The 26,434-nt window shown below is 57.5% G+C and carries 23 protein-coding genes; 10 read left to right on the plus strand and 13 right to left on the minus strand.

What is annotated here, in order from left to right:
- Nucleotide 1: 1 nt before the first annotated feature.
- From QMZ18_RS05105 to QMZ18_RS05130, 6 genes are read right to left on the minus strand one after another with little or no spacing between them, the layout of a single operon-like run.
- Nucleotides 2-1,174 (minus strand): acyl-CoA dehydrogenase family protein, encoded by a 1,173-nt coding sequence (locus QMZ18_RS05105; RefSeq protein WP_282605144.1) that lies wholly within the window; start codon nucleotides 1,172-1,174, stop codon nucleotides 2-4.
- On the minus strand, nucleotides 1,174-1,965 hold the full coding sequence (locus QMZ18_RS05110; protein ID WP_282605145.1) for an SDR family oxidoreductase: 792 nt from the start codon (nucleotides 1,963-1,965) through the stop codon (nucleotides 1,174-1,176). Before QMZ18_RS05110 ends, QMZ18_RS05105 begins: the two co-directional genes overlap by 1 nt.
- A gap of 41 nt (nucleotides 1,966-2,006) precedes the next feature.
- Entirely contained in the window at nucleotides 2,007-2,960 is a 954-nt protein-coding gene (locus QMZ18_RS05115) for a ketopantoate reductase family protein (RefSeq protein WP_282605146.1), read from the minus strand.
- Nucleotides 2,961-2,989: 29 nt separating this feature from the next.
- Complete coding sequence (locus QMZ18_RS05120) at nucleotides 2,990-3,796, minus strand: 2-keto-4-pentenoate hydratase (RefSeq protein WP_282605147.1); 807 nt, start codon at nucleotides 3,794-3,796, stop codon at nucleotides 2,990-2,992.
- Between the two features lie 21 nt (nucleotides 3,797-3,817).
- Nucleotides 3,818-4,681 carry a sugar phosphate isomerase/epimerase gene (locus QMZ18_RS05125; protein WP_282605148.1) on the minus strand — a complete coding sequence of 288 codons (864 nt, stop codon included), beginning with the start codon at nucleotides 4,679-4,681 and terminating at the stop codon, nucleotides 3,818-3,820.
- A 28-nt stretch (nucleotides 4,682-4,709) separates the two neighbouring features.
- Nucleotides 4,710-5,597 (minus strand): NAD(P)-dependent oxidoreductase, encoded by an 888-nt coding sequence (locus QMZ18_RS05130; RefSeq protein ID WP_282605149.1) that lies wholly within the window; start codon nucleotides 5,595-5,597, stop codon nucleotides 4,710-4,712.
- Between the two features lie 238 nt (nucleotides 5,598-5,835).
- Between QMZ18_RS05130 and QMZ18_RS05135 the strand changes: the two genes are divergently transcribed.
- Together QMZ18_RS05135 and QMZ18_RS05140 are read left to right on the plus strand one after the other, a co-directional pair.
- Complete coding sequence (locus QMZ18_RS05135; protein WP_282605150.1) at nucleotides 5,836-6,861, plus strand: LacI family DNA-binding transcriptional regulator; 1,026 nt, start codon at nucleotides 5,836-5,838, stop codon at nucleotides 6,859-6,861.
- 31 nt (nucleotides 6,862-6,892) lie between these two features.
- Complete coding sequence (locus QMZ18_RS05140) at nucleotides 6,893-8,797, plus strand: TIM barrel protein (protein WP_322097132.1); 1,905 nt, start codon at nucleotides 6,893-6,895, stop codon at nucleotides 8,795-8,797.
- A 15-nt stretch (nucleotides 8,798-8,812) separates the two neighbouring features.
- On the opposite strand, the gene QMZ18_RS05145 is transcribed toward QMZ18_RS05140, so the two are convergent.
- The 7 genes from QMZ18_RS05145 to QMZ18_RS05175 all read right to left on the minus strand — a co-directional run bounded on the left by QMZ18_RS05145 (nucleotide 8,813) and on the right by QMZ18_RS05175 (nucleotide 15,667).
- Complete coding sequence (locus QMZ18_RS05145; RefSeq protein WP_282605151.1) at nucleotides 8,813-10,201, minus strand: L-serine ammonia-lyase; 1,389 nt, start codon at nucleotides 10,199-10,201, stop codon at nucleotides 8,813-8,815.
- A 122-nt stretch (nucleotides 10,202-10,323) separates the two neighbouring features.
- Nucleotides 10,324-10,893 (minus strand): helix-turn-helix domain-containing protein, encoded by a 570-nt coding sequence (locus QMZ18_RS05150; RefSeq protein WP_282605152.1) that lies wholly within the window; start codon nucleotides 10,891-10,893, stop codon nucleotides 10,324-10,326.
- Between the two features lie 267 nt (nucleotides 10,894-11,160).
- Nucleotides 11,161-11,595, minus strand: coding sequence for a PaaI family thioesterase (locus tag QMZ18_RS05155; RefSeq protein ID WP_282605153.1), 435 nt, complete (start codon nucleotides 11,593-11,595; stop codon nucleotides 11,161-11,163).
- 10 nt (nucleotides 11,596-11,605) lie between these two features.
- A complete protein-coding gene (locus QMZ18_RS05160) occupies nucleotides 11,606-12,919 on the minus strand; it encodes a TRAP transporter large permease (RefSeq protein ID WP_282605154.1) in 1,314 nt (437 codons plus the stop codon).
- Nucleotides 12,920-12,986: 67 nt separating this feature from the next.
- Entirely contained in the window at nucleotides 12,987-13,511 is a 525-nt protein-coding gene (locus QMZ18_RS05165; protein ID WP_282605155.1) for a TRAP transporter small permease, read from the minus strand.
- Nucleotides 13,512-13,549: 38 nt separating this feature from the next.
- Nucleotides 13,550-14,572: a TRAP transporter substrate-binding protein gene (locus QMZ18_RS05170; protein WP_282605156.1), complete on the minus strand. Its 1,023-nt coding sequence runs from the start codon at nucleotides 14,570-14,572 to the stop codon at nucleotides 13,550-13,552.
- 543 nt (nucleotides 14,573-15,115) lie between these two features.
- Nucleotides 15,116-15,667, minus strand: a complete 552-nt coding sequence (locus QMZ18_RS05175) for a MarR family winged helix-turn-helix transcriptional regulator (protein WP_282605157.1) — start codon at nucleotides 15,665-15,667, stop codon at nucleotides 15,116-15,118.
- A gap of 179 nt (nucleotides 15,668-15,846) precedes the next feature.
- On the opposite strand from QMZ18_RS05175, the gene QMZ18_RS05180 reads away from it, so the two are divergent.
- The 8 genes from QMZ18_RS05180 to QMZ18_RS05215 are packed head-to-tail and all read left to right on the plus strand — an operon-like array spanning nucleotide 15,847 to nucleotide 26,432.
- The gene (locus tag QMZ18_RS05180) at nucleotides 15,847-18,006 is read left to right on the plus strand and encodes an indolepyruvate ferredoxin oxidoreductase subunit alpha (protein ID WP_282605158.1); all 2,160 of its coding nucleotides are present in this window, start codon (nucleotides 15,847-15,849) and stop codon (nucleotides 18,004-18,006) included.
- The gene (locus tag QMZ18_RS05185) at nucleotides 18,006-19,556 is read left to right on the plus strand and encodes an indolepyruvate oxidoreductase subunit beta family protein (RefSeq protein WP_282605159.1); all 1,551 of its coding nucleotides are present in this window, start codon (nucleotides 18,006-18,008) and stop codon (nucleotides 19,554-19,556) included. The genes QMZ18_RS05180 and QMZ18_RS05185 overlap by 1 nt, the downstream gene beginning before the upstream one ends.
- Complete coding sequence (locus tag QMZ18_RS05190; RefSeq protein WP_282605160.1) at nucleotides 19,557-20,522, plus strand: PDR/VanB family oxidoreductase; 966 nt, start codon at nucleotides 19,557-19,559, stop codon at nucleotides 20,520-20,522.
- 19 nt (nucleotides 20,523-20,541) lie between these two features.
- Nucleotides 20,542-21,870 carry an aromatic ring-hydroxylating dioxygenase subunit alpha gene (locus QMZ18_RS05195; protein ID WP_282605161.1) on the plus strand — a complete coding sequence of 443 codons (1,329 nt, stop codon included), beginning with the start codon at nucleotides 20,542-20,544 and terminating at the stop codon, nucleotides 21,868-21,870.
- On the plus strand, nucleotides 21,867-22,346 hold the full coding sequence (locus QMZ18_RS05200) for an aromatic-ring-hydroxylating dioxygenase subunit beta (RefSeq protein WP_282605162.1): 480 nt from the start codon (nucleotides 21,867-21,869) through the stop codon (nucleotides 22,344-22,346). Before QMZ18_RS05195 ends, QMZ18_RS05200 begins: the two co-directional genes overlap by 4 nt.
- An 8-nt stretch (nucleotides 22,347-22,354) precedes the next feature.
- Nucleotides 22,355-23,995, plus strand: coding sequence for an AMP-binding protein (locus QMZ18_RS05205; RefSeq protein WP_282605163.1), 1,641 nt, complete (start codon nucleotides 22,355-22,357; stop codon nucleotides 23,993-23,995).
- Complete coding sequence (locus QMZ18_RS05210; RefSeq protein WP_282605164.1) at nucleotides 23,995-25,182, plus strand: thiolase family protein; 1,188 nt, start codon at nucleotides 23,995-23,997, stop codon at nucleotides 25,180-25,182. The genes QMZ18_RS05205 and QMZ18_RS05210 overlap by 1 nt, the downstream gene beginning before the upstream one ends.
- Nucleotides 25,179-26,432: an SDR family NAD(P)-dependent oxidoreductase gene (locus QMZ18_RS05215; RefSeq protein ID WP_282605165.1), complete on the plus strand. Its 1,254-nt coding sequence runs from the start codon at nucleotides 25,179-25,181 to the stop codon at nucleotides 26,430-26,432. Before QMZ18_RS05210 ends, QMZ18_RS05215 begins: the two co-directional genes overlap by 4 nt.
- The last annotated feature ends 2 nt before the right edge of the window (nucleotides 26,433-26,434 follow it).

A 26,434-nucleotide genomic window follows, 5' to 3' on the forward strand; every position in this document is an offset into this window, starting at 1 on the left:
GTCACGTCGTCATTTGGTAGAGGCTAGTGTCACCCTTCATGAGCGCGCGGGCAATCACCGAGCGGTGAATTTCGGAGGTTCCGTCATAGATGCGGTAAATGCGGGCATCACGATAATAACGTTCGATCGGCAGGTCCTTGCAGTAGCCCATTCCGCCGAAGATCTGCACTGCCCGGTCTGCGACGCGGTTCAGGGTTTCCGACGCTTGCACTTTGACCACTGAGATTTGGTTGCGGGCGTCGAGACCCTGGTCGATTTCCCAGGCTGTCCGGTGCAGAGCAAGACGGGCCGCGTTGATCTCGACCGCGCTGTCAGCGAGCATCTGCTGGATCATCTGGAAGTCGCCGATAGATTTGCCAAACTGCTTCCGCTCGCCCGCATGCGCCAGGGAGAGGTCCAGAATTCGTGTTGCCTTACCTATCGAGCGGGCACCGATCTGGGCCAGGCGGATGCGACCCAGGGTCTCCAGAGCCAGCTTCAAGCCTTTTCCTTCGGCGCCTAGGAGATGTTCCTGCTTCAGGTGAACTTGATCGAAGAACAGCTCGACATGTGACGTACCGCGCAGACCCATCATTGGCTGATCCCGGCCAATCGAAACACCCTCCATCGCCTTGTCGACGATGAAGGTGGAGATGCCGTGCTTGCCGGCGTCAGGATTCGTCACTGCAGTCACGACGAAAAAATCGGAAAAGAGGCCGTCAGAGATGAAGTGCTTATAACCGTTTAGCAGCCAACCATCGTTCGTGCGGATCGCTCGTGTGCGGATTCCGGCAGCATCCGATCCGGCCTCAGGTTCGGTAAAGGCTACTGAGAAGGTTCGTTCGCCGCGCACGGAAGGCAGCAGCCAGCGTTCCCTTTGTGCCTCGTCACCTGCAAGCAGAATTTCGTAGATATTGCCGAAGGCACGGCGCACCAGGATGTCCGTGGTATGGCCGAACTGTTCCTCGGCAAGCATCCAGTCCAGAGTTGAGAGGCCACCGCCACCGAAGTCTTCAGCGATGTTCATGGCATATAGGCCAAGGGTCTTCGACTTTTCGAGAATGTCCCGTGCCTTTTCCGGCGCCAGAGCTCCGTCCAGTTCGACCTCTTCTTCAAGCGGGCGCAGTTCAGATGTGATAAAACGGCGCACCGTATCGATCAGCATCCTCTGTTCGCTGGAAAGGCCAAAATCCATCAATAGTAACCCTTTGCTCCACCGCCATCGATCGGAATGCCTGCACCATGAATATGTCGCGCTGCCGGTGAGCAGAGAAAGGCGACCAGGTTCGACACATCGTCCGGCTGTCCCAAACGGCGCAGGCCTTCTGCAGCAACCGACTCGCGTTCTATTTGATCGCGGGTCTTGTCCTGCTGTTTGGCGCGGTCGGCGAAGATGGTCTCCAGCCGTTCGGTGACGGTCAGGCCTGGATGGATCCAGTTTACATTAACGTCGTCGCGCAGGCCTTGCGCAGCCAGTGCTTTGGAAAAGTTGGCGAGAGCGGCGTTGACGGCACCACCGACCATAAAATCTGCCGCAGGAGTTCGTGCGAAGCCGCCGACGATATTAATGACGCAGCCGCTTGCCTCCTTCAGCTGAGGCCAGAACAGTCGACTCAGCCTGACAGCGCCGTGAAACTTCAAGGCAAAGCCGTCGAGCATCTCTTCGTCAGGCTGCTCGGGGAATGTTCCACCCTTGGTGGCGCCAGCGGCATTGATGAGTATATCGCAGCAGCCGAAGCGATCGGCAGCGGCTTGATAGCTCTCTCTACAGCCTTCAAGGGTACGAAGATCGGCGGCGTGAAAAGCCGCGCTTTGGCCCGTTGCCGCTTCAATGGTTTCCCGGGCAGCTTTAAGACGTCCGGCGTTGGAGGCCGCGAGAAAGATATCTGCACCATCTTCAGCCAGGCGTTTGGCGACGGCCAGCCCAATTCCTTTCGAACCGCCGCTGACGATGGCGACTTTACCGGAAAGAATTTTCTTCGTCATGGCGGTGCCTCCTGCTAGTTCACGAGAGTCTGCTCGTTGGGTTAGAGCGCGCGTGAGCCGCAATAGCGGCTTTCCAGGCCTTTCACGATTGCGGCAAGCGCATTCAGCGTTGGTGTCGGCACTCCTGTCTGGACGCCCTTCGAAATAACGCTGCCGTAGATGAAGTCAACTTCGGTTGGACGGCCGTTGAGAATATCGACGCAGAGTGATGACTTGTTGTCGCCTGTTCCACCCGGCGCCGAAATCAATTCCATACCCTGTAGAACAGCCTCACGGTCCAGTGCAATCCCCAGCGCGCCGGCAACGGCGAACGCTTCATCGATGGCCTGCAGGCTGACCGTCTTAAGAGCCGGTATGCGCAGGATCTCGGCAGAGGTGAGATCGGTCGCGCCGGAAATCGCACTAAGCGAGATATTGCCAAGCAGCTTTTTCCAGATCTCCTGGACGATGTCTCCACTGACATGGGTTTCTAAACCTGCTGCGGACAAGGCGCCGGCGATCCGCTCGGCACGCTTGCTTTTCCCGCCATCCATTTCACCAATGTACGAGGGAACACGGGAAAAATCGACGATGGAGCCCGGGCCCAGCATACAGCCTGCCATGGCGGTCAAACCTCCCAAGACGGAGGCTTTTCCAAGCTCTTCGGCAATGAGCTCTTCGTTGCCAAGGCCGTTCTGGAAACTCACCGCAATGGCGCCCAGATCGACCAGGTGCCTGACGGCGCGTGCCGCGTCGCGCGTGCCGTGGGCTTTGCATTGAAACAGAATGACATCAGCATGGTCGATGTCGCTCGCATCTGTAGTCGCTGTAATCTCGACGGTCCGATCTCCGCCAAAACCACTGATTTTCAATCCATCATTCCGAATGGCCGAAACATGATCGCTGTTCGTATCGACCAGCGTGACGTCGAGCCCGCCATCTTGCAGGATTGCGCCGAACAGTGCACCCATACCTCCAGCACCTGCGACAACGATTTTCGGTTTCCAGTCGGACATTTCTGTTACTCGATTTTATAAATTCCGATTCACGCGAACTGAAGTTCAATCTTACCTATGGACCCGAAGTCCGCGACGACATGGCTGCCGGCCTTGACGGGTTGAGGGACTGTGGCGGCGCCTGTCGATACAAAATCACCGGCCTTCAGGCCGATACCCCGCGACGCCAGATGATTGATTAGGGCGGCGAGGGCGTCGATGGGAATACATCGCATATCGCCGAGGAAATTTTCCGCCTCCGCGCTATCATCCACTTTCAAGGATATGACATGGTTCTGAAAGTCGATTGCCTGCCACTCGGTGACCGGATTGCCGAACACGAAACCAATCCCGCCACCGTTGTCCGCGATAGTCAGCAGCGTGCCAACTTTGGGGGCGCGCTCACCCGTGGGATAGCGATGTCCGATGATCTCGATAGCAGGATGCAATGTGGCGAGAGGAGCTATTTCTTCCGCACTCCAAGGCTTGCCGCGCAATGGCAGGTCGGCGCTTAGCCGAAAGGCGAATTCGGTCTCAGCTCGTGCGTTCGGGAAGCGCGAAATCGGCAGGCTGTGACTATTACCGACAAACGTGGTCGGGTCGAGAATCCTACCTGGGATCACATCGTCGTGGCCATCCAGCTCGCGCATCTTGATGCTGGTGGCGCCGACTTTCCAACCGGTAATACCGTGACCAAGCTCTTCAGCCATGCGGTTCTGAACAAAGTAGGCTTCGGTCCGGTCTTGCGGCTGTTCGGCAACCTGTACTCTATCGATGGCCTCGGCCAGATCCCAGGCCGCCGCAAGCTTTGCGGCAAGGCCTGAGAGAGGAGCAACCCTTTCCTGCGATATGTTCATGCTGAGCGCGTTCGGCATAGCCTAGCCGTAGATTTCCATGAAGGTTTTGATGCATTGGCGGAACCCGGCTTCAAAGTCGCCGTTACCCGGGTGATAGACGCTCTCGTAGGAGATTACGCCGTCATAACCATCGGCACGCATGGCATCCGCCATGGGTTGGAACTGATCAGCAAGCTGACCCTCGAGCATCGGCCGCACCTCTAACGTTGCTTTAGGCGTGTCGGCGAAGACGTCTTTGATGTGCACATGGCCCAGGTAGCCGCCCTTCATGGTTTCATAGCCATCTGGCCAGGCGGTTTCGTGTGCCCAGCAGTTGTTGGCTGGATCCCACAGAATCTTCAGCGTGTTCTTGGCGTCCAGGTCGTCAATCAGCTTGCGGCCGGTCCAGCAAGAATTGATCATGGTGCCGTTGCCGGTCTCGACGACCAAAGTCACACCCTCAGCCTTCGCCAGTTCGACCGCAGGCGCGATCAAAGGCGGTAAGGCATCCCATGCGCCTTTCGCTACATTCCATTGCTCTGCACCGTTCAGGCCCCAGAGGATCATTTCCTTCTTGCCCGACATGATGCGCACGGTCTTGCAATCAAATTCATGCGCCATATCGATGCAGCGCTTCAGGCCATCCATATGTTTGGTATGCAGCGCGTCGCCGGCTTTGGTGGTCATGGGCATGCCGGCAAAAACGTGGCGCGAAATACAAGACACGGTTTTGTTGTGCTTCTTAACGAGTTCCAGAGCCTTTCTGCGTTCGTCGGTGTTAAGGCCGCCGACCTCTTTATCCCAAAGGAACTGCAGCTCAGCGTATTCAAGGCCGTATTCGTCCATCACAGATAACGCGTGAGCAAAATCGCGGCTGATTCCGTCGGTGATGACTCCAAGTTTCATGTACCGGTCTCCGGTTTTGAGGTTCAGTTTATCGGTTGAGTTCAGCGCCGACGATGTCTTCCATGACCCGCGTCACCACCCAATTATCGCCCGAGGGATGCTTGGTTTTTCCGGCCTGGAACAGCTGCATTGCGGTTCCGGCGGTAAAGAGCGGTACGCCCAGCTCCCGCGCCATATCCATGGCGATGGTCAGGTCCTTGTACATCGTATTAATGTGGCTGCCCGTCCCCTCAAACTTGCGGTCGATGATGTTCTCCAGAGCGGTGTTTGTGATCCCGCATCCCGCGCCGGAAGTGCTGAAAACTTTGAAGAGGGTCTCTCCCGTCACGCCGGCTTTCGCGGCAAGAGTGGAGGCTTCGAATGTTGCCGAGAAGATCGAGCCGATCAATGATTGCAGACAGGCCTTTACGGTCTGTCCCATGCCGGCGTCATCGCCAACCCGGTGGATGACTTTGCTGACGGCTTCCATCACCTGTTTGCTGCGTTCCATCGCGTCATCGGAGCCTGCCGCCATCATGGTCAAGGTGCCGGTTTGTGCGCCGGGGAAGCCGCCGCTGACCGGAGAATCGATGATATCGATGCCGGTGCCATCCAGGCCTGCGCCAATGTCGCGTGCTTCTGAAGCTTTGATCGTTGCGGTCAAGAGTACGACGCCGCCTTGTTTCATGGTCGACGCCAGACCGTCACCGAGAATGACCGCTTTTGCCTGATCGCCGTTCATCACCATTACATAGACTGCATCCGAGCCCTCCCCGACCTCAGCGACCGAGGCCGCAGGCAGACCTCCCATTTCCTGGAAAGCGGTCATCCGGACCTGACTAAGGTCGAAGCCGGTGACCTCGAAGCCGCTTTTAATGAGGTTCTTGGCGAGGCCGGAGCCCATGTCGCCTAATCCGATAACGCCAACCCGCGTCATAGTTCCTCCAGACCTTACAGAGTGTGTTGTTTGCTTCGCGCGTGTTTTCTCTGCGCTTGGCGCGTTGATAAAGAGCGGTCGAAAGCAATGCCTCTAACCTTGTCTCCCGTCACGGTATCTTCCCAAACCAGGCATGTGATGGACATCGCTTTCTTGACGATGATGCCTATTCAAATCATAATTTGCGGCAAGAAAAACATCATTTCTTGATGTTGATGCATCAAAGAAGCGAATTTCAATGGACACACAGACCAAGAACAAAGCTCGAATTATAGACATCGCGCTTCAGGCCGGTGTGAGCACCGCAACAGTCGACCGTGTACTGAATAGCCGTCCGGGGGTTCGGCAGAAAACCGTTGATCGCGTTATGGATGCTGTACGATTGCTGGAAAAGGCACTGGTACGCCCGGCCATCATTCCATCCATTGCCGCGGATCTGGTGATTGACGTGGTCATTGCGGGGAGCGCTGGATTCGCCAATGAGATTCTGGCTAAGGACCTGCGGCGTATCGCTAAGCAGAAAGGTGTCGAGTTGCGGGCCACCTATCCCCAGCGCATGAAGCCTCTAGCACAGGTCGATGCGCTGGAGAGCTGCCTGGAATTTGGCAGTTCAGGCGTGATCGTGCAGCCGCTGGAGCATCCAGCTGTGCGGGAGGCCGTTGCCAGGTTCACAGGCCAGGGGGTTCCTGTAGTCAATGTACTGACGGATCTGCCAGGTGCGGATGCCCTTGGTTACGCAGGGCTCGACAATCGCGCTGCCGGCCGCACAGCTGGATTGCTGATGGGGCGTCTCTGCCGCAAAGCCGGCAAAATTGCCGTCTTCTGGGGTGGCCAGCTCTATCGTTGCCATGAAGAGCGGGAAATCGGTTTTCGGACGATTCTGCGAGATGAGTATCCCGACCTCTCGGTTCTTGAAGTGTTTCTGGGCCAGGACGACCCGGAAAAGAACTATCGAATGGCCAAACGTCTGCTGACAACGCATAGAGACCTCTGTGGGATCTATTCCATTGGCAGCGGCAATCGTGGGATCGAAAAGGCGATGTTGGAGAGTGGGCGCAAGGACGAGATTACCTTCGTCGCTCAGAACCTCACCCCATTGACCAAGCAGTGCCTCTTGAGCGGTGTGATGGATGCGGTGGTGCATCAGGATATGGCGCGAGTAGCAGACATTGCGATTTCCGCGATCATCGATCACTCGGTCGGACGGCCGGTGTCAATCGAGCGCGTGCCGGTCGAAATCATCATGCGGGAAAACGTGCGCTGATCTCGGCGGTGACAAAAACCTTGGAGACCGGATGATGAGAACCTCTATTGCGACTGTGTCGATCAGTGGGGATCTGCGTGAAAAGCTGCAGGCGATCGCAGGGGCTGGATTCGACGGCATTGAGATCTTTGAGAACGACTTTCTAGCCTTCGACGGTTCGCCCCAAACCGTGGGGCGAATGGTGCGCGATGCCGGTCTTGAGATTACATTGTTTCAGCCCTTCCGGGATTTCGAAGGTATGCCCGAGCCACAGCGTGCACGGGCCTTTGATCGGGCGGAACGCAAGTTCGACGTGATGCAGGAACTGGGCACCGACCTGATGTTGATCTGCTCGAACACCGCACCCCTGTCGCTTGGTGGCGTCGATCGTGCGGCCGCGGATCTATGCGAGCTCGGTGAACGCGCTGCGAAACGTGGCCTACGGGTCGGCTATGAGGCGTTGGCCTGGGGTCGCCATGTGAACGACCACCGCGATGCCTGGGAAATCGTGCGTCGGGCCGATCATCCGAACATCGGAATAATTCTCGATTCCTTTCACACGCTTTCGCGCAAGATCGATGTGAACTCGATTCGTTCGATCCCCAGTGACAAGATCTTTATTGTCCAACTGGCAGATGCGCCAATGATCGACATGGATCTTTTTTACTGGAGCCGTCATTTCCGCAATATGCCGGGTGAAGGGGATCTGCCGGTCACCGAATTTATGCGAGCCGTGGCAGCGACCGGCTACGACGGCGTCCTGTCTCTCGAGATTTTTAACGATCAATTCCGGGGTGGATCCCCCAAGACCGTTGCTGTCGATGGTTGCCGCTCCCTGAAATATCTCATGGACCAGGTCTCGCGGGCGGAACCGGATATCGCCATGTCTGTGCCTGGGATGCCGCCTCGGATCGAAGCAGAGGGCGTCGAATTTATTGAATTCACGGCGGACGAGGCCGAGGCAGAAGATCTCACGGCCCAGCTTGAAACTCTTGGATTCAAAAAATCCGGTGTTCACAAATCAAAGGACGTGACGCTCTTCAGGCAAGGCGGGATAAATATCGTTGTCAACAGAGAGAAAGAAGGCTTTGCGCATTCTTCCTATCTTATGCACGGCACGTCCGTTTGCGCGATCGGTCTGAAGGTCGAGGATGCGGCAGCAACCGTCGAACGGGCCAAGGTACTGGGGGCGGATACCTTCGGTCAGCCGGTGGGGCCGGGCGAATTGACGATTCCTGCAATTCGCGGTGTCGGTGGAGGCGTCATCTACTTTATCGATCAGAAGAGCGGACTGTCGAAAGTCTGGGAAATCGAATTCGACTCCGTTGATGACGATCAACGGGTGGATACTGGTGAAATCGGACTTATATCGATCGACCATATTGCCCAGACTATGAACTACGAAGAGATGCTGACCTGGTTGTTGTTCTATACATCGATCTTTCGGACCAAGAAAACGCCGATGGTCGACATCGTCGATCCGTCAGGATTGATACGTAGTCAGGTGATCGAAAATGATGCGGGAAGTCTTCGCATCACCTTGAATGGAGCCGAGAACCGGCGGACCCTGGCCGGACGTTTTATTGCCGAATCTTTCGGGTCAAGCGTGCAGCATGTAGCCTTTTCGAGCGATGACATAATGGCCACAGCCATAGCGCTGAAACGTAATGGGCTTGTGCCGCTTCCCATTTCACCGAACTATTACGAAGATCTCTTGTCGCGGTTCGATCTATCGCCGGAATTGGCCGGGCAGTTGGAAACCAACAATATCCTCTACGATCGCGACGATGAGGGCGAGTATCTTCAACTTTACTGCCCGAGCTACGGTGAAGGTTTTTTCTTTGAGATTGTTGAACGCCGGAGTTACAGCGGCTATGGCGCAACCAACGCGCCGTTCAGGATCGCTGCTCAGAAACGCAGCCTGGAGCCGTCGGTTCGTCAGATTGTCTCGGCTTGATCTGCCTGAAACATATCAACACTCGGGCAGATTGACAGACAGGCCGCCGGTGCTGGTTTCTTTGTATCTGGTCGACATATCGATACCGGTTTGACGCATGGCCTCGATACAATTATCGAGCGGCATAAAGTGCGTTCCGTCGCCCCGCAGGGCAAGGGCTGCGGCTGTCACCGCCTTGACCGCACCGAGGCCGTTACGTTCGATGCAGGGAACCTGAACCAAGCCTTTGACCGGGTCACAAGTCATTCCCAGATGGTGTTCCATGGCGATTTCCGCGGCGTTTTCGATCTGCTCGTTGGTGCCGCCCCGGACCGCGCAGAGTCCGGCCGCAGCCATTGCGGCCGCAGAGCCGACTTCACCTTGGCATCCGACCTCCGCTCCAGAGATGGAAGCGTTCTTTTTGATGATTCCGCCGATCCCCGAAGCGGTCAGCAGGAAGATCCGGATATCTTCGGAATCAGCGCCTGGATAGAAGTCCAGATAATAGCGCAACACAGCCGGGATGACACCTGCAGCGCCATTGGTTGGTGCAGTAACCACTTGGCCTCCGGCGGCATTTTCTTCGTTCACCGCCATGGCATAGACAGCCAGCCATTCGTTGGCTGACTCGAAAGGTGCTGAATTCGATTTGCGTTCGCAATCCAGCTGGCTCTTCAGGTTGGCAGCCCGGCGTTTGACTTTCAAACCGCCCGGCAGTTCGCCTTCTGACGCGAGTCCACGCTCGATGCAGCTGTTCATGATACTCCAGATCTGATCGAGCCGGCTGTCCAGTTCGGGCTCGTCCATGGTCTGCAGTTCGTTTGCGCGCTTCATTTCAGCGAGGGAGAGTTTGCTGCTCGCGCCCATTTCGAGCATCTGCTTTGCGGTGGCAAAGGGGTAGGGGGCGCCGCTGGGGGCCTCGTCGTCGGCGCCGCTTTGGTTCATGGCTTCGAGTTCTGCTTCTTCTACAACGAAACCGCCGCCGATCGAATAGTAGATCCGTTCCAAAAGCGTTTCGCCTTCTTCGTCCAAGGCGACAAACTTGAGGCCATTGGCGTGACCCTCGAGTGGAGGTCCGTAGTTGTAGATAAGATCGGTCTCAGGGTCGAAGACAAAGACGGGCAATCCGACGGGCGCAATACACTTGTCACGCCAAAGGTCCGCCTCGCACTTTTCGGCCAGATCGGCATCCAGAGTGTCCGGTGTGAAGCCCAACAGCCCGAGGAACACCGCGCGGTCAGTGGCGTGACCTTTCCCGGTGAAGGCGAGGGAACCATAAAGGCTGGCGCGCACGCGCGTGACGTTTTTCTCAGAACGGTCTCTCAACTCGCTTAGAAACTGGCTGGCTGCCACCATCGGTCCCATTGTGTGTGAACTCGATGGCCCGATGCCGATTTTAAAAACGTCGAAAACGCTAATGAACATGACGCGATCCCGTGCCTGCAAATTCCGAACAGCGGAATTTCCTATAGGAGAATGTTTCTTATAGTGGAAATCAGAAATCGTCTACCGCATTTGCGACATGATTCAGCGCAGAAGACCGGAAGTTATCTTTCCAGCGAGACCCAAAGGACGACGGCATCTTCTTTACTGGTCGAAATGCAGAGGTGTCCCATGCCGCTGTCGTAGTAAACAGAATCGCCTGCTGCCATGGCCAACGGCCGATAATGTTCGCTGTGCAGCTCCAGTTCACCGCTGACGACGTAGAGAAATTCCTCGCCGCGGTGACGTATCCAGTCGTCGAATTCCGATGCCGCCCGCGCCTTTATCCTGCTGACATAAGGCAGCATGCCTTTGTTGACCAATTCGGTGCAGAGGAGTTCGTGGCTGTATGTCGCAGTGGACCTAAGTTCGCCGTTGCCGGCACGAGTCACATCTCTTCGACCTGACATAGAATTATGATTTGATTGAAGAAAAAGCTGAGGCAGATCAATTTCAAGCGCGCCGGTCAACCGATGAACGATGTCGAAGCCCGGCGTCGTCTGATTGTTTTCGATCTTAGAGAGGGTCGATCGCCCAACCCCCGCCCGGCGGCCGGTTTCCTCCAGCGTCCAGCCCTTCTTCCGACGGGCCTCCTTCACCATTACGCCAAGCGCGGTTGTCTGAGGGTTTTTCAAATCATCTCCAGAGACTTCGGTGTGCCGGGCATCAGCTCTGCGAGCGTTTCGATTGCCGCCATGATGCTTTCAGGTCCATCGGCGCTTCATGTTGCTTCAAAGATTTGCGGATACGCATAATTCCCCAATAATGGATATATGCTACGAAAGTAGAAGAAAATTGCAATAGTGATGCAGTGAATTTGCACGAAGACCGGGTTCAACATATTGGGAACCCTTCGGCAAAAAAGGGGTATTTCGATCCGGCTCCAGCCGTCCGGACCAGCGTCATCCGTCCAGATAGGCGTAAGCGCAGGTCGCGCCGGCGCAGATCTTTTCTTTCCCTGCTTGCCGGAAGTCGACCCTCAGGGTCGCCATGCGTCTGCCGTTCGAAAGGATCGTAACCTCTGCCTCTACAGACCCCTTCATCAGGGGGCGCATGAAGTGAGTCGTCATGTCAACGGTGGTGACCTGCCGGAAGCGGCCATTGTGGGCGGAAAGGCTCAAAACCCCAACCGTGTCGGCAACTGCCGCAATGGCTTGGCCGCAGATGATGCCGCCTTCGCGGGAGAGGTCGGCGTTTTCCGGCAGTTCGAAGCGACCGCCTTGGTGTGTGACTTCCACGGCCACAATCTTCAGTTCCTGGATCCAAGGTGCAAAGACATCTTCCAGCAATGCCTGCATTTCCAAAACGCCGAAGGTTCCTTCATCCATGGCGGTCATGGCCGCTCCCTCACATTGAGTTGGGTAGAACGAGGACCAGCCAGGGCACGAAAACCAATAAGGCGAGACGCAAAATGTCAACGATCCAGAACGGAGTCACCCCGGCAAAGATAGTTGCGGTCGAAACGTCCTGGACGACACCCTTGAGGACAAAGACGTTGAGGCCGACTGGTGGGGTGATGAGGCTGATCTCAGTCACCACGACGACGACGATACCGAACCAGACCGGGTCGAAGCCGAGACTGGTCACCAGAGGAAAGAACACCGGCACCGTCAGCAGCAACATCGAGAGGCTCTCGAACACACATCCCAGCACGATGTATATTCCCAGGATCATCAACATGACAAGCATGGGACTGACGCCCCAGCCGGTCACCATGGCGATCAACCCTTCGGGCAGGCCGACGCGGTTCACGAAGTTGGAAAAGATCCAGGCCCCGATCAGGACGGCAAAGAGACTTGCCGCAGTGTGTGCGGTCTCAAAGAGAACTTCACGAACCGCCGCGAAGGTGAGGGCTCTTCTGGAAAGCGCAATCAAAAAGGCGCCGGTTGCGCCCATGCCCGCGGCTTCGGTCGGCGAGAAAGTGAGGTTCAGCGGCGCAAAGTCAAAAAGACCGTAAAGTCCGCCGATCACCAGTACAAAGAGTGCCAAGACGGCCCAGACATCTTTCAGAGCGGCCAGTCGAGCACGCCAGTCGGAGCGTTCGCCAGCCGGTCCGGAAGCCGGATTCCGGAACACGGTGTAGCGTACAGCCGCGAGATAGAACAGGATGCCGATAATCCCTGGAACGACGCCCGCTATGAACAGCTTGCCGATGCTGGTCTCTGTCAGGAGGCCGTAAATGACCAAAATGACGCTCGGCGGAATCAGGATGCCAAGGGTGCCGCCGGCCGCGATCGACGCGGTGGAGAGGCCGTCCGAGTAACCGAATTTGCGCATCTGCGGCATCGCGACTTTCGACATGGTCGCGGCGGTCGCCAGTGAGGAGCCGCAGATGGCGGAGAAGCCGCCGCAGGCGACGATCGTCGCCATGGCAAGGCCACCCCGCAAATGACCGAGAAAGACGTATGAAACCTGGTAGAGCTCGCGTGATAGTCCGCCCTTGTTGACGAAAAGCCCCATCAGAATGAAGAGGGGCACCACGGAGAGACCATAGTCCTGGGCTGTGTCGATAATCAGACGGCCACCCATGGAGACGGCTGCGCGCGGCGAGGTTTCCAAGGCGTAGCCGACGATGCCCACCAAACCCATCGCAAAGGCGATCGGCATGCGCAGGAAAACGAGGAGCAAAACGGCGGCAAAGCCAATAGATGCGGTCAGCATGAAGGAGTCCTCATGGATTCTGGCTTGCCGCTCAGATCTTGCACCTGAAGCGCTTGGGTGGAGAAGTTCATGCTTTTTCGGCTGTTGCCAGATAATCCGGCGCAAAGATGCGCAAGATCGCGCGTAACACCAGAATTAAAGCGGTGACGCAGGCACTTAAGGCAATGAAGTAAGCGATATAGAACTGCGGTATGTGAAGATACTCGGTTGTGTCGCCGTATTCCTTGGCCCGCCCGGCGAGCTCATAGACCCGGATGGCTGGCCAAATGACAACCACCCCGGCCAGTCCATCAACGAAGACGTCGCGGATCTGGGCAGCCCTGCCCTTAAAAAAGGGATCGAGCAAATCGACGACCACATGTTCGTTGCGCCAGGTAATGACCGGGAGGGACGCAAAGACGACGATCGCCATGAAGAGGCGCGTCAGCTCTGTCGCCGCCGATATCGGGCTGTTGATGGTGCTGCGCAGAATCACATCAGCGAAGGTCATGACCATCAGCGCGAACAGCGCTGTGGCAGCAAGATAAGAAGGCGCATGGGTCAACACATGGCGAACCCAGGCGCCTTCTTTTGATCGAGGTGTTTCATTCATAGCGAAACGAACCTGGATAACCCTGTAATTCTGGGACCCTAGTTCGCCGCCATGTCCTTGGCAATGAACTCGATCGCCGCCTTGGCATCGATACCTTTGGCCGTGACCGCGGAAATCGTTGCTTCGATAATTGGCTTGGCGATCTCGCCGTATGCCTTTTGATCGGCATCGCTGGCCGAGTTAAGCGAATTGTCGGCGGTAGAATTGGTTGCGTCCACGCCAATGGTATCGATCTGATCCCAGACCTGTCCCGCCATACGTGAGGCCGGCTCGCCGAAGACCGTCATGAGAGCGTCCTGGTCAGCTTTCGAGAGCGAATCGAACTTCTCCTGGTTCATGATCGACGCAAAGGAGCCGCGATAGAAACCCCCCGGCATGGTGTAGCTGTGCTGGGCCACTTCGGTCAGCTTGAAGCCTTTTTTACCTTCCATCGGCATCATCACGCCGTCAGCGGCGTTGGAGGCAAGGGTTTCGTATACTTTGGGTGCGGGCACTCGAATGCCTGTCGCGCCGAGCGCGTCGCCGACCGCGCCGGATACACCGCCGCCGAGCCGGAGCTTCATGCCCTTGATCTGATCGAGCTTGGTGACCTTGGTCGCACTGTGCAGTTGACCCGGGCCGTGGGTATGCAGCGCAATCAGTTTTACGCCCTTATGCTCGTCTGCCGATTTGAGGAATTTCTCGTAGGCACGCCAGTAGGTGACGGAAGCAGCTTCTGCGGAACCTTCGTACCCCGGCAGTTCAATCAGCTGTGTGGCGACGAAGCGTCCTGGATTGTAGCCATGGAAGATCCAAGAGATGTCAGCGGCACCGTCCTGAACCAGATCGAACTGTGCCGGCGGGGAACCGAGCTTGTATTTGATCTGGGCCGTGACCCTTCCATCCGTTGCCTCTTCGATCATCTTAATGAGCTTCGGCCACATCATGGCGTTCATGCCATGGGTCGGCGGCGCCCAGCTGGAAATGACCAGTGTCGTTTCTGCGGCGAAGGTGGTGAGTGCTGTTGATGCCGAGAGGGCTGCGCCGAGAGCTATGGCCGCAACCGGTTTAAAGAAATTCATGATTTATCTCCCTATCGTTTGCCGTTTGCGCCCATTTTTCTAGGGCGTTTTTATATCGAAGCCAGTTATCTACCCAACGCAAACATGAAACATACTGTTGGGTGCCTCTAGAGTCTGGTTAGAGGGTAGAGTCACGCTAATTAAAACCGACCAGTCGGTCAATCATTATTCATATGTCTTTTGCGGACTCTATGTCGCGTCGTGTTTCCGGCTCTTTCTCCGCGCCATCCCGTCCTTCGAGCTGCTGTCAAAATGGTTTCATATGAAACTATTGTCAAGCGACCAGTTGATGGAGCAGGCCGAAGTGGCTTGGATCGCAGATGTTGCTGCGGTCCAAAGTTCCAATGCGCCTTAGGTAAGGTGGACATTGCCTGACGCTTCCTATGGGTTGGTTTGTGTCGAATCGCCGTTCAGCTCTTTTCCTCGTTCCTGATTAAATTCACGATTGCCGATATTATTTCGGATCCTATTGCAGTCTCTGGCACGGTGGCGGCTTTTTGTCAGTCTGTCCGGAGACCGGACAATCAACTGGCCTCTTCCTCCTCACGATCCATGCCCAGGCTTTCTCTTCACGCTTGGTGCAGTCAGAGCCGGCCTCGTTGCCTCTTCCTCGAGAGAGTGGTTCCCGGTCTCGCGTTGCTCCCGAATCAGTTTGTGCAGGATTGTTTTCAGGCTCTTTTCTTCGTCGCGGGACAAGATTGCGGTCGCCTGCTGCTCATGGGTTTTGGCCGCGGCGATAAGCGGCTCGACCAACTCACGTCCGCGGTCGGTAATATAGATCTGAATCTTGCGCCGGTCCGCCGTATCGAGATGTTTTTCCACAAGTCCGTCGGCTTGAAGCTGATCGATGATCTTGGTCAGGTGAGATTGCTCCAGCAGAACGAACTGAGCCAGCTCGGTGAGCATCAAACCCGGACGGTCAATCAGACATGCAAGGACGCGCCAGTTCTGGACTTTGACCCCCTGTGCCTTGACTTGGAGGTGAAATTTGCTGGAAAGCGCGTGACTGGTCGCGGCCAGGAGGTACAGCAGATAGCCGTCGACAAAAGGGGAGGCGTCATCCTCGGTCAGTTTGATCTGGCGCAGGCTAGTCATGGGGGAATGTGATCACATCTCGCTTCAGGAATCAATCGTTTCAAGCTTAAAAAATCGCATTTTCATATAAATCACGTTGACAAAAAATGCTTTAAGAATGAATATATGAAAAAGAATATAATTATCGACTCGCTTGATCGCGGTATGCTTTTCCGCGTGGGTCGAAGGGAAGGTGAGCGTTGGCTGAGCGGTCTTTTGTTCAGGAGGTGCAGGCGCTGCGGCTGGGGGCAGGAGAAACCTTTCGCGGAGAGGGAATTCTTGCTGTCACCAAGGCCTTGCTTGAGTCAGGCGTCGGCTATGTCGGCGGCTATCAGGGGGCGCCCATCTCTCACTTGATGGATGTGCTAGCGGATGCCAAGGATATCCTGGACGAATTGGGTGTGCATTTCGAGGCCAGCGCCAGTGAGGCCGCCGCCGCCGCCATGCTTTCCGCTTCAATGCATTATCCGATCCGCGGTGCTGCGACCTGGAAGTCGACGGTCGGCACCAACGTGGCCTCAGACGCACTCGCCAACCTCTCTTCCGGTGGCGTTACGGGCGGTGCGCTGATCATCGTGGGCGAAGACTACGGCGAAGGCTCTTCCATCATGCAGGAGCGGTCTCATGCCTTTGCCATGAAATCGCAGATCTGGCTGCTGGATCCGCGCCCAAACGCGGAATCGATCGTCAAAGCGGTTCGTGACGGGTTCGAGCTGTCGGAGGCGAGCAACACGCCTGTTATGCTGGAACTCCGGATCCGTGCCTGCCACGTTCATGGTTCTTTTGAGACACGCGACAACGTCCGCCCGGACTTCACGCTGGAGCAAGCGCGTAATCATCCGAGGCGTGAGACTGACCGGATCGTGCTCCCGCCGGCATCGTTCGCCCATGAACAAGAGAAGGTTACCAAGAGGTGGCCGGCGGCGGTCGAGTTTATTAAGTCACGCAAGTTGAACGAGTTCTTCGACGGGGATATCACGGATATCGGGATCGTTCTTCAGGGCGGCCACTACAACGGCGTCATCGCGGCATTGCGGCAACTGGGGCTGGCAGATGTTTACGGCAAGACGCGAGTACCCCTCTATGTGATGAATGTGACCTACCCTCTGATCGATGATGAGGTCGTCTCTTTTTGCGCCGACAAACGTGCCGTTTTAATGGTCGAGGAAGGACAGCCGGATCATCTGGAGCAGGCGGTAAGCACCATCCTGCGCCGGGCAGGTGTCACGACACCGCTACATGGCAAGGATTTCCTGCCCAAGGCTGGGGAATATACCAATAAAGCGCTCATCGAGGGCATTCGCGGTTTCCTGGATCTACAAGCAGAAAAACCTGCCGCATTGGCCGGATCGAAGACGGCTGCACCACTGCCCGACGACGTTGCCAATGCTCTGAACAAAGCAGTGCCGCCCCGTCCCGCCGGCTTTTGCACGGGCTGTCCGGAGCGCCCGATCTTTTCGGCCCTGACCCTGGCCCAGCAGGACGTCGGTGAGCGCCATATCGCCTGTGATATCGGCTGCCATCTCTTTTCCATCCTGCCACCCTTTAACGTGGGTGCCAGCACCATGGGGTATGGCTTGGGTGCGGCCTCGGCCTCCGGCCTGAACATCGGCAAGGGTAAACGCTCGATTTCGATCATGGGTGATGGCGGTTTCTGGCATAACGGACTGGCCAGCGGGATCGGCAATGCGGTCTTCAATCAAAGCGACGATGTGGTTCTGATCGTCGACAACTTTTACGCAGCGGCAACCGGCGGGCAGGACATTCTTTCGTCGCGCGCGAGCAATCGAGACCGTTCGACCCGGCACCCGATTGAGGATGCGGTCAAGGGCGTTGGTGTCACCTGGGTCCGGAGGATCGATCATACCTACGATGTCGGAGCCATGCGTCGAGTCATCGAGGAAGCGCTGACTACTGATGCCAGTGGTCCAAAGGTCGTGATTGCCTCCAGCGAGTGCATGCTCAACCGCCAGCGCCGGGAGCGCCCGATCCGGCGCAAAGCGCTGGGCGAGGGGCAGCGCGTGGTTGCGCAGAAATTCGGCGTGGATGAAGACATTTGTACCGGAGATCATGCCTGCACCCGCATCTCCGGTTGCCCGTCCCTGACCCTGAAGGAAACCGACGATCCCTTGCGCGACGATCCGGTCGCTTTCGTCGACAACTCCTGTGTTGCCTGTGGTCACTGTGGTGAGGTCGCCGATGCCGCCGTGCTGTGCCCGTCCTTTTACCGGGCCGACGCGGTACATAATCCGACATTCTGGGATCGCACTCTCGCTAGGCTGCGTAAGGGTGTGACGGCGAAACTTCAGCAGCGCCGCGATGCGCAGCGTCTGCAGGAACCGGTGGGGGAGCAGCCTTGATGGCGGATGAACTCTCCCGGGACCGGCCTATCTGCGTTGCCGTACTTGCCATCGGCGGTCAGGGCGGAGGTGTCGTCACCGACTGGCTGGTTGCCTTGGCGGAATCGCGGGGCTGGGTCGCGCAGTCAACCAGTGTGCCGGGTGTGGCGCAGCGGACCGGCGCGACCGTCTATTATGTCGAAATGATCGAAGCGGGCGGGCAGACTCCGATTCTCGCCCTGATGCCGACGCCCGGCGATGTGGATCTGGTGGTTGCGGCGGAGTGGATGGAGGCCGGGCGTGCAATCCAGCGTGGGTTGGTGTCACCGGATCGGACGACCTTGATTGCCTCGACCCATCGCTCTTTAGCCGTATCCGAGAAATCGGTGCCCGGCGATGGCGTGAATGATCCCCAAGCTGTTGAGATGGCTGCGGCGCTCACGGCGAAGCGCTTTTTGCGCGCCGATTTGTCTGCCATCGCCCAGGCAAACGGCAGCGTGATCTCAGCGAGTCTGTTCGGTTCAATCGCAGGCTCCGGCGCTTTACCCTTCCCGCGAAGTGCTTTCGAAGAGGCGGTCCGTGCCGGCGGATTAGGGGTCGAGGCAAGCCTGCGCGCGTTCGATGCGGCTTACGATTGTCTCGATGAATCCGCGCCGGAGCAGGCTGATGCGAATGAAGCGCCTCTGCCGGTCCTGTCGGGTGGAACGCCGGCCGAACGCCAGAAATATCACGCGCTCTGTGAGCGTGCCGGTGCCTACTTTCCGGACTCCATGAAAGCGATCCTCAGGGCCGGGCTTAATCGCGTGGTGGATTATCAGGATGCCGCCTACGGTGAGGACTATCTCGACCGGCTGGAGGAGATTATAGATCTGGATAAACGGGTCGGTGGCAATGACAAAGAACACGCGCTGACGGCCTTTGTGGCGAAGTATCTTGCCTCGGCTATGAGTTATCAGGACGTCATCCGGGTGGCCGACCTGAAATCTCGGAGCAGCCGCTTTGCGCGGGTTCGCGGTGATATCGCGGCGGACGAAGAGCAGGTTGTCGCCATCACCGAATTTATGCATCCCCGTGTTCAGGAGATTTGCGGTCTGCTGCCGGCTTCTCTGGGCCGTGGTGCCGAGGAAAATCGCTTCGTTCGGTGGCTGCTGTCGCTTTTTACCGGAAGCAAGCGGGTGCGGAGCGATAGTCTCCGAGGTTTCTTATCTCTCTACGTTCTGTCGGCTCTGCGCCGTTGGCGGCGCAAACTGTTGCGCCACGAAATCGAGATGGCGCACATCAGTCGCTGGCTCGCAAATGTCACGCGTACGGCAAACGATGACTACGACCTCGCGGTCGAGATTGTGAGGTGCCGCCGTATGATCAAAGGCTACAGCGACACTCACGAACGCTCGATGAGCAAGTACGATCAGGTATTGCAGGGTATCGATCTGGTGCGGGGCCGAGCCGATGCGGCGGATTGGGCGCAGCGTTTGCACGAAGCCGCATTGCAGGACCCTGACGGTGTTGCCCTCGCTGGTGCACTGAAAACCATCGAGAGCTTTTCCGGTCCCAAGTCGGAGGTCGCCTGAATGTCGGAATTGGAACTCACGGTCATCGGGGTGGCCGAAGAAGCGCCTTTGGTCCGGGCCTTTCATTTGGAGGCGGTCTCGGGCGGCCAGCTACCCGGCTATAGCCCCGGGTCTCACATCAGGGTGCAGCTGCCCAATGGCGACGATCGGCCTTATTCGCTGGTCAATCTCGACCCCTCGATTGAGACCGAAAAAGGTGTGAAGCACTATCGACTTGGCGTGCGTCTGGAAGAAAACTCCCTAGGCGGATCGTCGTTTATGCACGGCCTCTCGCCCGGCGACCGGATTTTGACAACGCCACCGAAGAACGAGTTTGCCCTGGCTGGCGATGCCGGTCCGGCTGTCCTGGTCGCCGGCGGCATCGGAATTACGCCGATTGCCTCAATGGCCGCCGAACTGCTGCGCAACAATTGCGACTTTCTTTTGCACTACTCCGGTCGGGCGCAGGGGAGTCTTGCCTTCATCGGGCCTCTCAGGGACTTGCTCGGAGAAAGGCTCATCGAGCACTACGACGATCTGACGGGCGGACCCCTCGACATCGACGCCGTCTTATCGGCGTCCGATGCCAGCCAGCATCTCTACGTCTGCGGGCCCAAAGGCATGATCGAGGCAATGCAGATTGCGGCGCGGGCCCGTGACTGGCCGGAGGCGCGCATTCATTTCGAGCTCTTCACGCCGCCGGTACCCCAAACGGGTGACAGGCCCTTCGAAATAGAAGTCGCGTCGACGGGTGAAAGCTACACCATTCCGGTGGGCGAAAGTATCATTCAGGTGCTGGAGGCCGCCGGGCACGACCTGATCTACGACTGCCAGCGCGGCGATTGCGGGATTTGCCAGACCGATGTGATTTCCGGTGAGCCGGATCATCGCGATCTGGTTTTAACGGATAGCGAAAAAGCCGAAGGCAAGGTGATGCAGATCTGCGTATCGCGGGCGCGTTCCGTGAAACTCGTTCTGGACCTTTAGCGGGTCAGAGGAGGTAACAATGATGAACGATGGAATGGTTATCGAGACGATCCGCGGTCTTATCCGTGACGGTGAGGTACACCGGGATCTCTATTGCAGCCAGGAGGTCTTTTCGCTGGAGATGGAGCATTTGTTCCGCAATGCCTGGGTTTACATCGGCCACGAGAGCCAGGTGCCGAACAAGGGCGACTATTTTGCGACGGAGCTCGGTACTCAGCCTGTCTTGATGGTTCGCCACAGCGACAATTCTATCCGCGCCCTGTTCAACCGCTGCCCTCATAAGGGCACACAGGTGGTGATCGATCGGAAGGGAAACACTGGAAAGTTTTTTCGTTGCCCCTACCACGCCTGGTCTTTTAAGACGGACGGCAGCCTTCTGGCCGTGCCTTTGAAGAAGGGGTATGAGAATACCGGCATGCCCGAATCCTGTGCTTCGAAGGGCATGACACCTTTGGCCCATGTCGAAAACTATCGCGGGTTCATCTTCGCCAAGATCAACGATGCCGGTCCCGACTTCGACGGCTTTTTCGGCGAATCCCTCTCCAGTCTCGACAACATGATCGACCGCTCGCCGGAGGGACGGTTGGAAGTGGTCGGCAGTCCGCTGCGATATCTGCATCACTGCAATTGGAAGATGCTGGTCGAAAATCAGACCGACACCTGTCATCCGATGGTCGCGCATGAATCCTCGGCGGGGACCGTAAAGCAGATCTGGGAACAGGAAGGCGGCGACGGCCCCAAGCCTATGGCGGTCGAGTGTATCCTGCCCTTCATGTCGTCCTACGAATTCTTTGAAAACATGGGGATCCGGACCTGGGACAACGGTCACGGCCACACTGGTGTCCATCACTCGATCCATTCCGATTACTCTGCGATCGAGGGTTACTTCGAGCGGATGGTGACAGCCTATGGTGAAGACCGGGCAAAGCAGATTCTCGACGAAAACCGGCACAACACGGTCTACTTCCCAAACATGATGATCAAGGGGCCGATCCAGTCTCTGCGGCTTTTTAAGCCGATTGCCGCCAACAAGACGCTGGTGGAGTCCTGGATTTTCCGGCTGGTGGGTGCTCCGGACAAACTGCTCGAGCGCACGGCCATGTACAATCGGCTTATCAACGCACCGACCTCCATTGTCGGACACGACGATCTTGAGATGTACGAGCGTGCGCAGTCGGGCCTGATGAGCGACGGCAACCAGTGGGTCAATATGCAAAGACTCTACGATCCGGCCGAAGACGACTCGCCGAACGCGACGTACAATGGCACCACCGAGGCACAGATGCGTAACCAGTTCCGGGCCTGGGAGAAATTCATGACACTCGGCATTGAAGAGGCCGCGTCATGACGCCGGCGGCTCAGGATCTTATTGATTTCGTCGTTGCCGAAGCACGGCTGATCGACGAGCGCCGTTTTCCCGAATGGCTGGAACTCTTCAGCGAGGACGGTATCTACTGGATGCCGTTGGAGCCGGATCAGGAGGAGGAGCACCTGACCACCTCCCTGATGTATGAGGACATGCTGTTGTTGCGTACCCGGGTCCAGCGGCTGGAAGGGCAGCGGACCTTTTCCCAGAAACCAAAAAGCCGCTGCCAGCATTTACTTCAAGTCCCCAGTGTCGATGAAATTAATCATGATGAAAATCTCTACCGGACCTACACGCCTTTCCACTATGTCGAAACCCGCTTCGATGAGCAGACTCTGCTGGCAGGCTGGGCACGCCACCGTCTTTGCGTCATAGAGGGCAATCTCAAGATCAAGTGCAAGCGGGTCGACCTGGTCAACTGCGACGCGCCTCACCGCAACATTCAGCTATTTGTGTAGTGAACTCTATGTCGTTTGAACCAAAAGACCCGGCCAGTTTCGAGAACGTCTTTGCGTTTTTTGCGGCGACGGCGGCGGCAGTTTCCGAACGGCCCTGCTTCAATGTCTTGCCTGAAACGGCCGAGATCTACGGTATCGCCTCGGGCGAACTGAGTTATGGCGGCCTGGCCCTGGAGGCAGACGCCAAATTCGTGGCCTACCGGGAGGCTGGGTATGGCCAGGGGCACCGGGTTGGCCTGTTGTTGGAAAACCGCCCGGCTTTTCTCGTGCATTGGCTGGCACTGAACCGGCTGGGCGCTTCCATCGTGCCGATTAATCCGGACCTTCGTGCCGCCGAGCTAGCATATCTGGTCAGCCATTCGGAAATGGATCTGGCAGTTGTCCTCAAGGCTCGGCAGGAAGACCTCAAACGGGCAGGAGCAGACGGCGGCTTGGCCGTCATCGGACCCGACGCTAACGTGCCCATTGTGGCAGAGCATGCAAAACAACAAACCGGTGGCTTCGATGACGAAGCAGCCTTGCTTTACACCTCCGGAACCACGGGTCTGCCAAAAGGCTGTGTGCTGAACAACAGTTACTTCCTCAACTGCGGTCATTGGTATCGCTTTGTCGGTGGTCACTGTGCGCTAAATCTCGATGGTGAGCGGATGATTACGCCCTTGCCGTTGTTCCATATGAATGCGTTGGCCTGCTCGACCATGGCGATGATTGCCGTGGGTGGTTGCCTGACAGTGCTGGATCGCTTTCATCCCACAAGCTGGTGGGAGTCAGTGCGGTCTTCCAAGGCCACAGTGATGCACTATCTTGGCGTGATGCCGGCTATGCTGATGTCCGCGGCAGATTCCGGTGAGGATCGCAACCATTTCCTGCGCTTCGGCTTCGGGGCCGGCGTTGAGGAACGGCTGCATGCCCCCTTTGAGGCACGTTTCGGTGTACCGCTGATCGAGGCCTGGGCCATGACCGAGACCGGCAACGGCGCGGTTGTAGCCGCGTCGCAAGACCCCCGCCATATCGGTACCCGCTGTTTTGGCAGGCCGCAGAACGAAATTGCGGTTCGAATTGAGGGAGACGACGGCAAGGAGGCCGAATTTGATGTGCCTGGCGAACTGCTTGTGCGGCGCAAAGGTGAGAACCCCCGCTATGGCTTTTTCGACCGGTATCTGAAGGATCCTGAAGCGACCGCTGAAGCTTGGCGGGACAACTGGTTCCACACCGGTGACATCGTAAAGCGCAACGAAGACGGCAGCCTGGCTTTCGTTGACCGCAAGAAGAACGTTATCCGGCGCTCCGGTGAAAACATCGCGGCCATAGAAGTCGAAGGCGTGCTACTGCGTCATCCCGAGGTTGCGGCGGTTGCCGTTGCCGCAACACCCGATCCTGTCCGAGGAGATGAGGTCTTTGTCTGTATCGTGCCGGCGGAGGGTTTTCAAAACGCGCGCGCGCAGGACCTGGCAGAGAATATTACGCGCTGGTCGTTGGAGCAGCTCGCTTACTATAAGGCGCCCGGTTATATTGCCTTCGTCGAGAACCTGCCGTTGACCTCGACCAATAAGGTTCAACGCGGTGAACTGAAAACGCTGGTCGAGGACTTGCGTGCGCGGGAAAATACTCTCGATCTTCGGCATTTGAAAAAACGGGCAGTGGCCTGATGACGCGTCGGGGCAAGGCAGCTCGGCAGGGCTATGACGGCGTTGTGGCGGCGGTGCCTATCACCATTCCGTACCAGCGCTATTCACCTGAACCAGCGCACTGGTGGATCGCGCGGGCGCTCGGTGATCTGGTGCGCACCGCAGGCATCACACCGCAGGATGTCGATGGCTTCTGCGTCTCCTCTTTTACCCTGTTTCCCGATACGGCCGTGGGACTCACTCAGCATCTGGGGCTCACGCCACGCTGGCTCGATCATATTCCCATGGGTGGAGCTTCGGGCGTGGTCAGCTTGCGCCGGGCTGCGCGCGCGGTTCAGGCCGGCGATGCGGAGATGGTCGCCTGTGTTTCTGGTGATGCAAATCACGTGGATTCGTTCCGGCGGATGCTTTCGAGCTTCAGCCGTTTTGCACAGGACGCTTCTTACCCCTACGGTTCGGGCGGCCCCAACGCCAGCTTTGGTCTCATGACCGACCACTATATGAAGACCTATGGCGTGACGCGGGAGGATTTTGGCAGGATCTGCGTGGCGCAGCGGGAAAACGCGCTTAGCTTTCCCCACGCGCTGATGAAAAAGCCATTGAGTCTCGAACAGTACATAGCGGCCCGGCCGATTTCCGATCCCATTGCCCTGTTCGATTGCGTAATGCCTTGTGCTGGAGCCGAGGCATTTCTGGTCATGAGCGAAACGGCAGCCAGGGATCTCGATCTGCCTGCCGTGCGCATTCTTTCGACTATCGAACGACATAATGCTTTTCCGGACGACCCGATCCAGATGCGCGGTGGTTGGGAGATGGACCGCGAGGAATTCTGGGCCTTGGCGGAGGTGACGCCTGGCGACGTCGACCTGCTGGAAACTTATGACGACTATCCGGTCATTTCGATGATGCAGTTCGAGGATCTCGGGTTTTGCAAAAAAGGTGAGAGCGCCGACTTCGTGCGGAGCCACGATCTGACCAACGGCGGCAGCTTTCCCCATAATACTTCCGGCGGCCAGCTGTCGGTCGGACAGGCCGGAGCAGCGGGCGGTTATCTGGGAATGGTCGAGGCTTTGCGGCAAGTGACCGGGACCGCGTTGGGTAATCAGGTTGAAGACGCTAACCTCGCCATTGTTTCGGGCTTTGGCATGATTAACTACGATCGAGGCCTTTGTTCCGGCGCGGCGATTCTCGCGGGGCCGGGCGCATGACCGAAGCGATCCAACGTCCGCGGCGGAAGGATCCACAGAAACGCACTGTTCTGCCGACCTTGCCGCCGACCTCGCGTAGCCGGAAAGCCTTGGGCTTTACCGCGGCGGCGGCGGCGGGGCGATTTGTTCTGCAGAAATGCGATGACTGCGGTGCGGTGACCTATCCGCCGCGGGAGGCCTGTCCCAAATGTCTTTCTATGGCGTTAAATTGGCGAGACATGCCGGATGGCGGGCGCCTGATCGCGGAAACCACGATCCAGACCAGCACCAACGTTTATTTCCGGGAACGCACGCCCTGGCGCACCGGCACGATCGAGCTGGACGCCGGAATCACTGTGTTGGCCCACATTCATGGCGATGTGGCGCAGAGCGGACGGGTGCGCATGATCGCGCGCACTGATAAATCGGGCCAGGGAGTTCTCATGGCTCTGCCGGAACAGGAGACGGCAAATATGGCGGATGACAAGCAATTGCGGGAATTGACCTGCGATCCGAAACATCGCCGGGTGTTGGTCACCGACGGCCGCACAGCACTTGGGCAGGCGATGGCAAACGCGGTTTCTGCAGCAGGGGCATCGACCGTCTTTGTCGGAATTGCAGAAACCTGGCGACCCTATGCGGGTGCCGATGAGCTGGCAGCCATTCCCAATGTAGAGGTCATGGCGCTTGATGTGACGGATTCGATTTCCGTCAAGGAGCTGGCGAGCGAGATTGGCGGCAAGGTCGATATCCTGATCAATACTGCAGAGCATATCCGCGCGGGCGGCGCGATGGACCGGGACGGGATCGTGACCGCGCGGGATGAAATGGAAGTGAATTACTTCGGGCCGCTGCGGCTGATCCAGGCCTTCGGTCCCGGGATGAGATTCAGGGGCGCCGACGGAGTGAACTCTGCCTGCGCCTGGGTCAATCTGTTGTCCGTCTATGCGCTGTCCAACTGGCCGGCCTATGGTTCGACTTCTGCCAGCCAGGCCGCGGCCTATTCGCTCAGCCAGTGTCTTCGCGGTGAGTTCAGAGGCTCGGGTGTGAAAGTTCTGAATGCGCTCTTTGGGCCGCTGGAGGAAGACTGGCGTCAGCATTTACCGCCACCCAAAGTGACACCGGAAGGTTTGGCGAAAGCCGTGGTTGGCGCCTTGCAGCAGGGCCTGGAAGAGCTCGCGGTTGGCGCTGTCGCCGAAGATTTTCTGGTCCGCTGGAAAGAAGACCCCCGCGTTCTGGAGCGCGAACTGACCCAGCCGGAAGGAGCCTGAGA

It is taken from the genome of Pelagibius sp. Alg239-R121 (genome assembly GCF_947331435.1).
Taxonomy (GTDB): domain Bacteria; phylum Pseudomonadota; class Alphaproteobacteria; order Kiloniellales; family Kiloniellaceae; genus Denitrobaculum.

Excerpts from the sequence above, each read along its gene's own strand:
- QMZ18_RS05105 (WP_282605144.1), bottom strand. The coding sequence starts at position 1,174 with ATGGATTTTGGCCTTTCCAGCGAACAGAGGATGCTGATCGATACGGTG.
- QMZ18_RS05110 (WP_282605145.1), bottom strand. The coding sequence starts at position 1,965 with ATGACGAAGAAAATTCTTTCCGGTAAAGTCGCCATCGTCAGCGGCGGT.
- QMZ18_RS05115 (WP_282605146.1), bottom strand. The coding sequence starts at position 2,960 with ATGTCCGACTGGAAACCGAAAATCGTTGTCGCAGGTGCTGGAGGTATG.
- QMZ18_RS05120 (WP_282605147.1), bottom strand. The coding sequence starts at position 3,796 with ATGAACATATCGCAGGAAAGGGTTGCTCCTCTCTCAGGCCTTGCCGCA.
- QMZ18_RS05125 (WP_282605148.1), bottom strand. The coding sequence starts at position 4,681 with ATGAAACTTGGAGTCATCACCGACGGAATCAGCCGCGATTTTGCTCAC.
- QMZ18_RS05130 (WP_282605149.1), bottom strand. The coding sequence starts at position 5,597 with ATGACGCGGGTTGGCGTTATCGGATTAGGCGACATGGGCTCCGGCCTC.
- QMZ18_RS05135 (WP_282605150.1), top strand. The coding sequence starts at position 5,836 with ATGGACACACAGACCAAGAACAAAGCTCGAATTATAGACATCGCGCTT.
- QMZ18_RS05140 (WP_322097132.1), top strand. The coding sequence starts at position 6,893 with ATGATGAGAACCTCTATTGCGACTGTGTCGATCAGTGGGGATCTGCGT.
- QMZ18_RS05145 (WP_282605151.1), bottom strand. The coding sequence starts at position 10,201 with ATGTTCATTAGCGTTTTCGACGTTTTTAAAATCGGCATCGGGCCATCG.
- QMZ18_RS05155 (WP_282605153.1), bottom strand. The coding sequence starts at position 11,595 with ATGACCGCCATGGATGAAGGAACCTTCGGCGTTTTGGAAATGCAGGCA.
- QMZ18_RS05160 (WP_282605154.1), bottom strand. The coding sequence starts at position 12,919 with ATGCTGACCGCATCTATTGGCTTTGCCGCCGTTTTGCTCCTCGTTTTC.
- QMZ18_RS05165 (WP_282605155.1), bottom strand. The coding sequence starts at position 13,511 with ATGAATGAAACACCTCGATCAAAAGAAGGCGCCTGGGTTCGCCATGTG.
- QMZ18_RS05170 (WP_282605156.1), bottom strand. The coding sequence starts at position 14,572 with ATGAATTTCTTTAAACCGGTTGCGGCCATAGCTCTCGGCGCAGCCCTC.
- QMZ18_RS05175 (WP_282605157.1), bottom strand. The coding sequence starts at position 15,667 with ATGACTAGCCTGCGCCAGATCAAACTGACCGAGGATGACGCCTCCCCT.
- QMZ18_RS05185 (WP_282605159.1), top strand. The coding sequence starts at position 18,006 with ATGGCGGATGAACTCTCCCGGGACCGGCCTATCTGCGTTGCCGTACTT.
- QMZ18_RS05190 (WP_282605160.1), top strand. The coding sequence starts at position 19,557 with ATGTCGGAATTGGAACTCACGGTCATCGGGGTGGCCGAAGAAGCGCCT.
- QMZ18_RS05195 (WP_282605161.1), top strand. The coding sequence starts at position 20,542 with ATGATGAACGATGGAATGGTTATCGAGACGATCCGCGGTCTTATCCGT.
- QMZ18_RS05200 (WP_282605162.1), top strand. The coding sequence starts at position 21,867 with ATGACGCCGGCGGCTCAGGATCTTATTGATTTCGTCGTTGCCGAAGCA.
- QMZ18_RS05205 (WP_282605163.1), top strand. The coding sequence starts at position 22,355 with ATGTCGTTTGAACCAAAAGACCCGGCCAGTTTCGAGAACGTCTTTGCG.
- QMZ18_RS05210 (WP_282605164.1), top strand. The coding sequence starts at position 23,995 with ATGACGCGTCGGGGCAAGGCAGCTCGGCAGGGCTATGACGGCGTTGTG.
- QMZ18_RS05215 (WP_282605165.1), top strand. The coding sequence starts at position 25,179 with ATGACCGAAGCGATCCAACGTCCGCGGCGGAAGGATCCACAGAAACGC.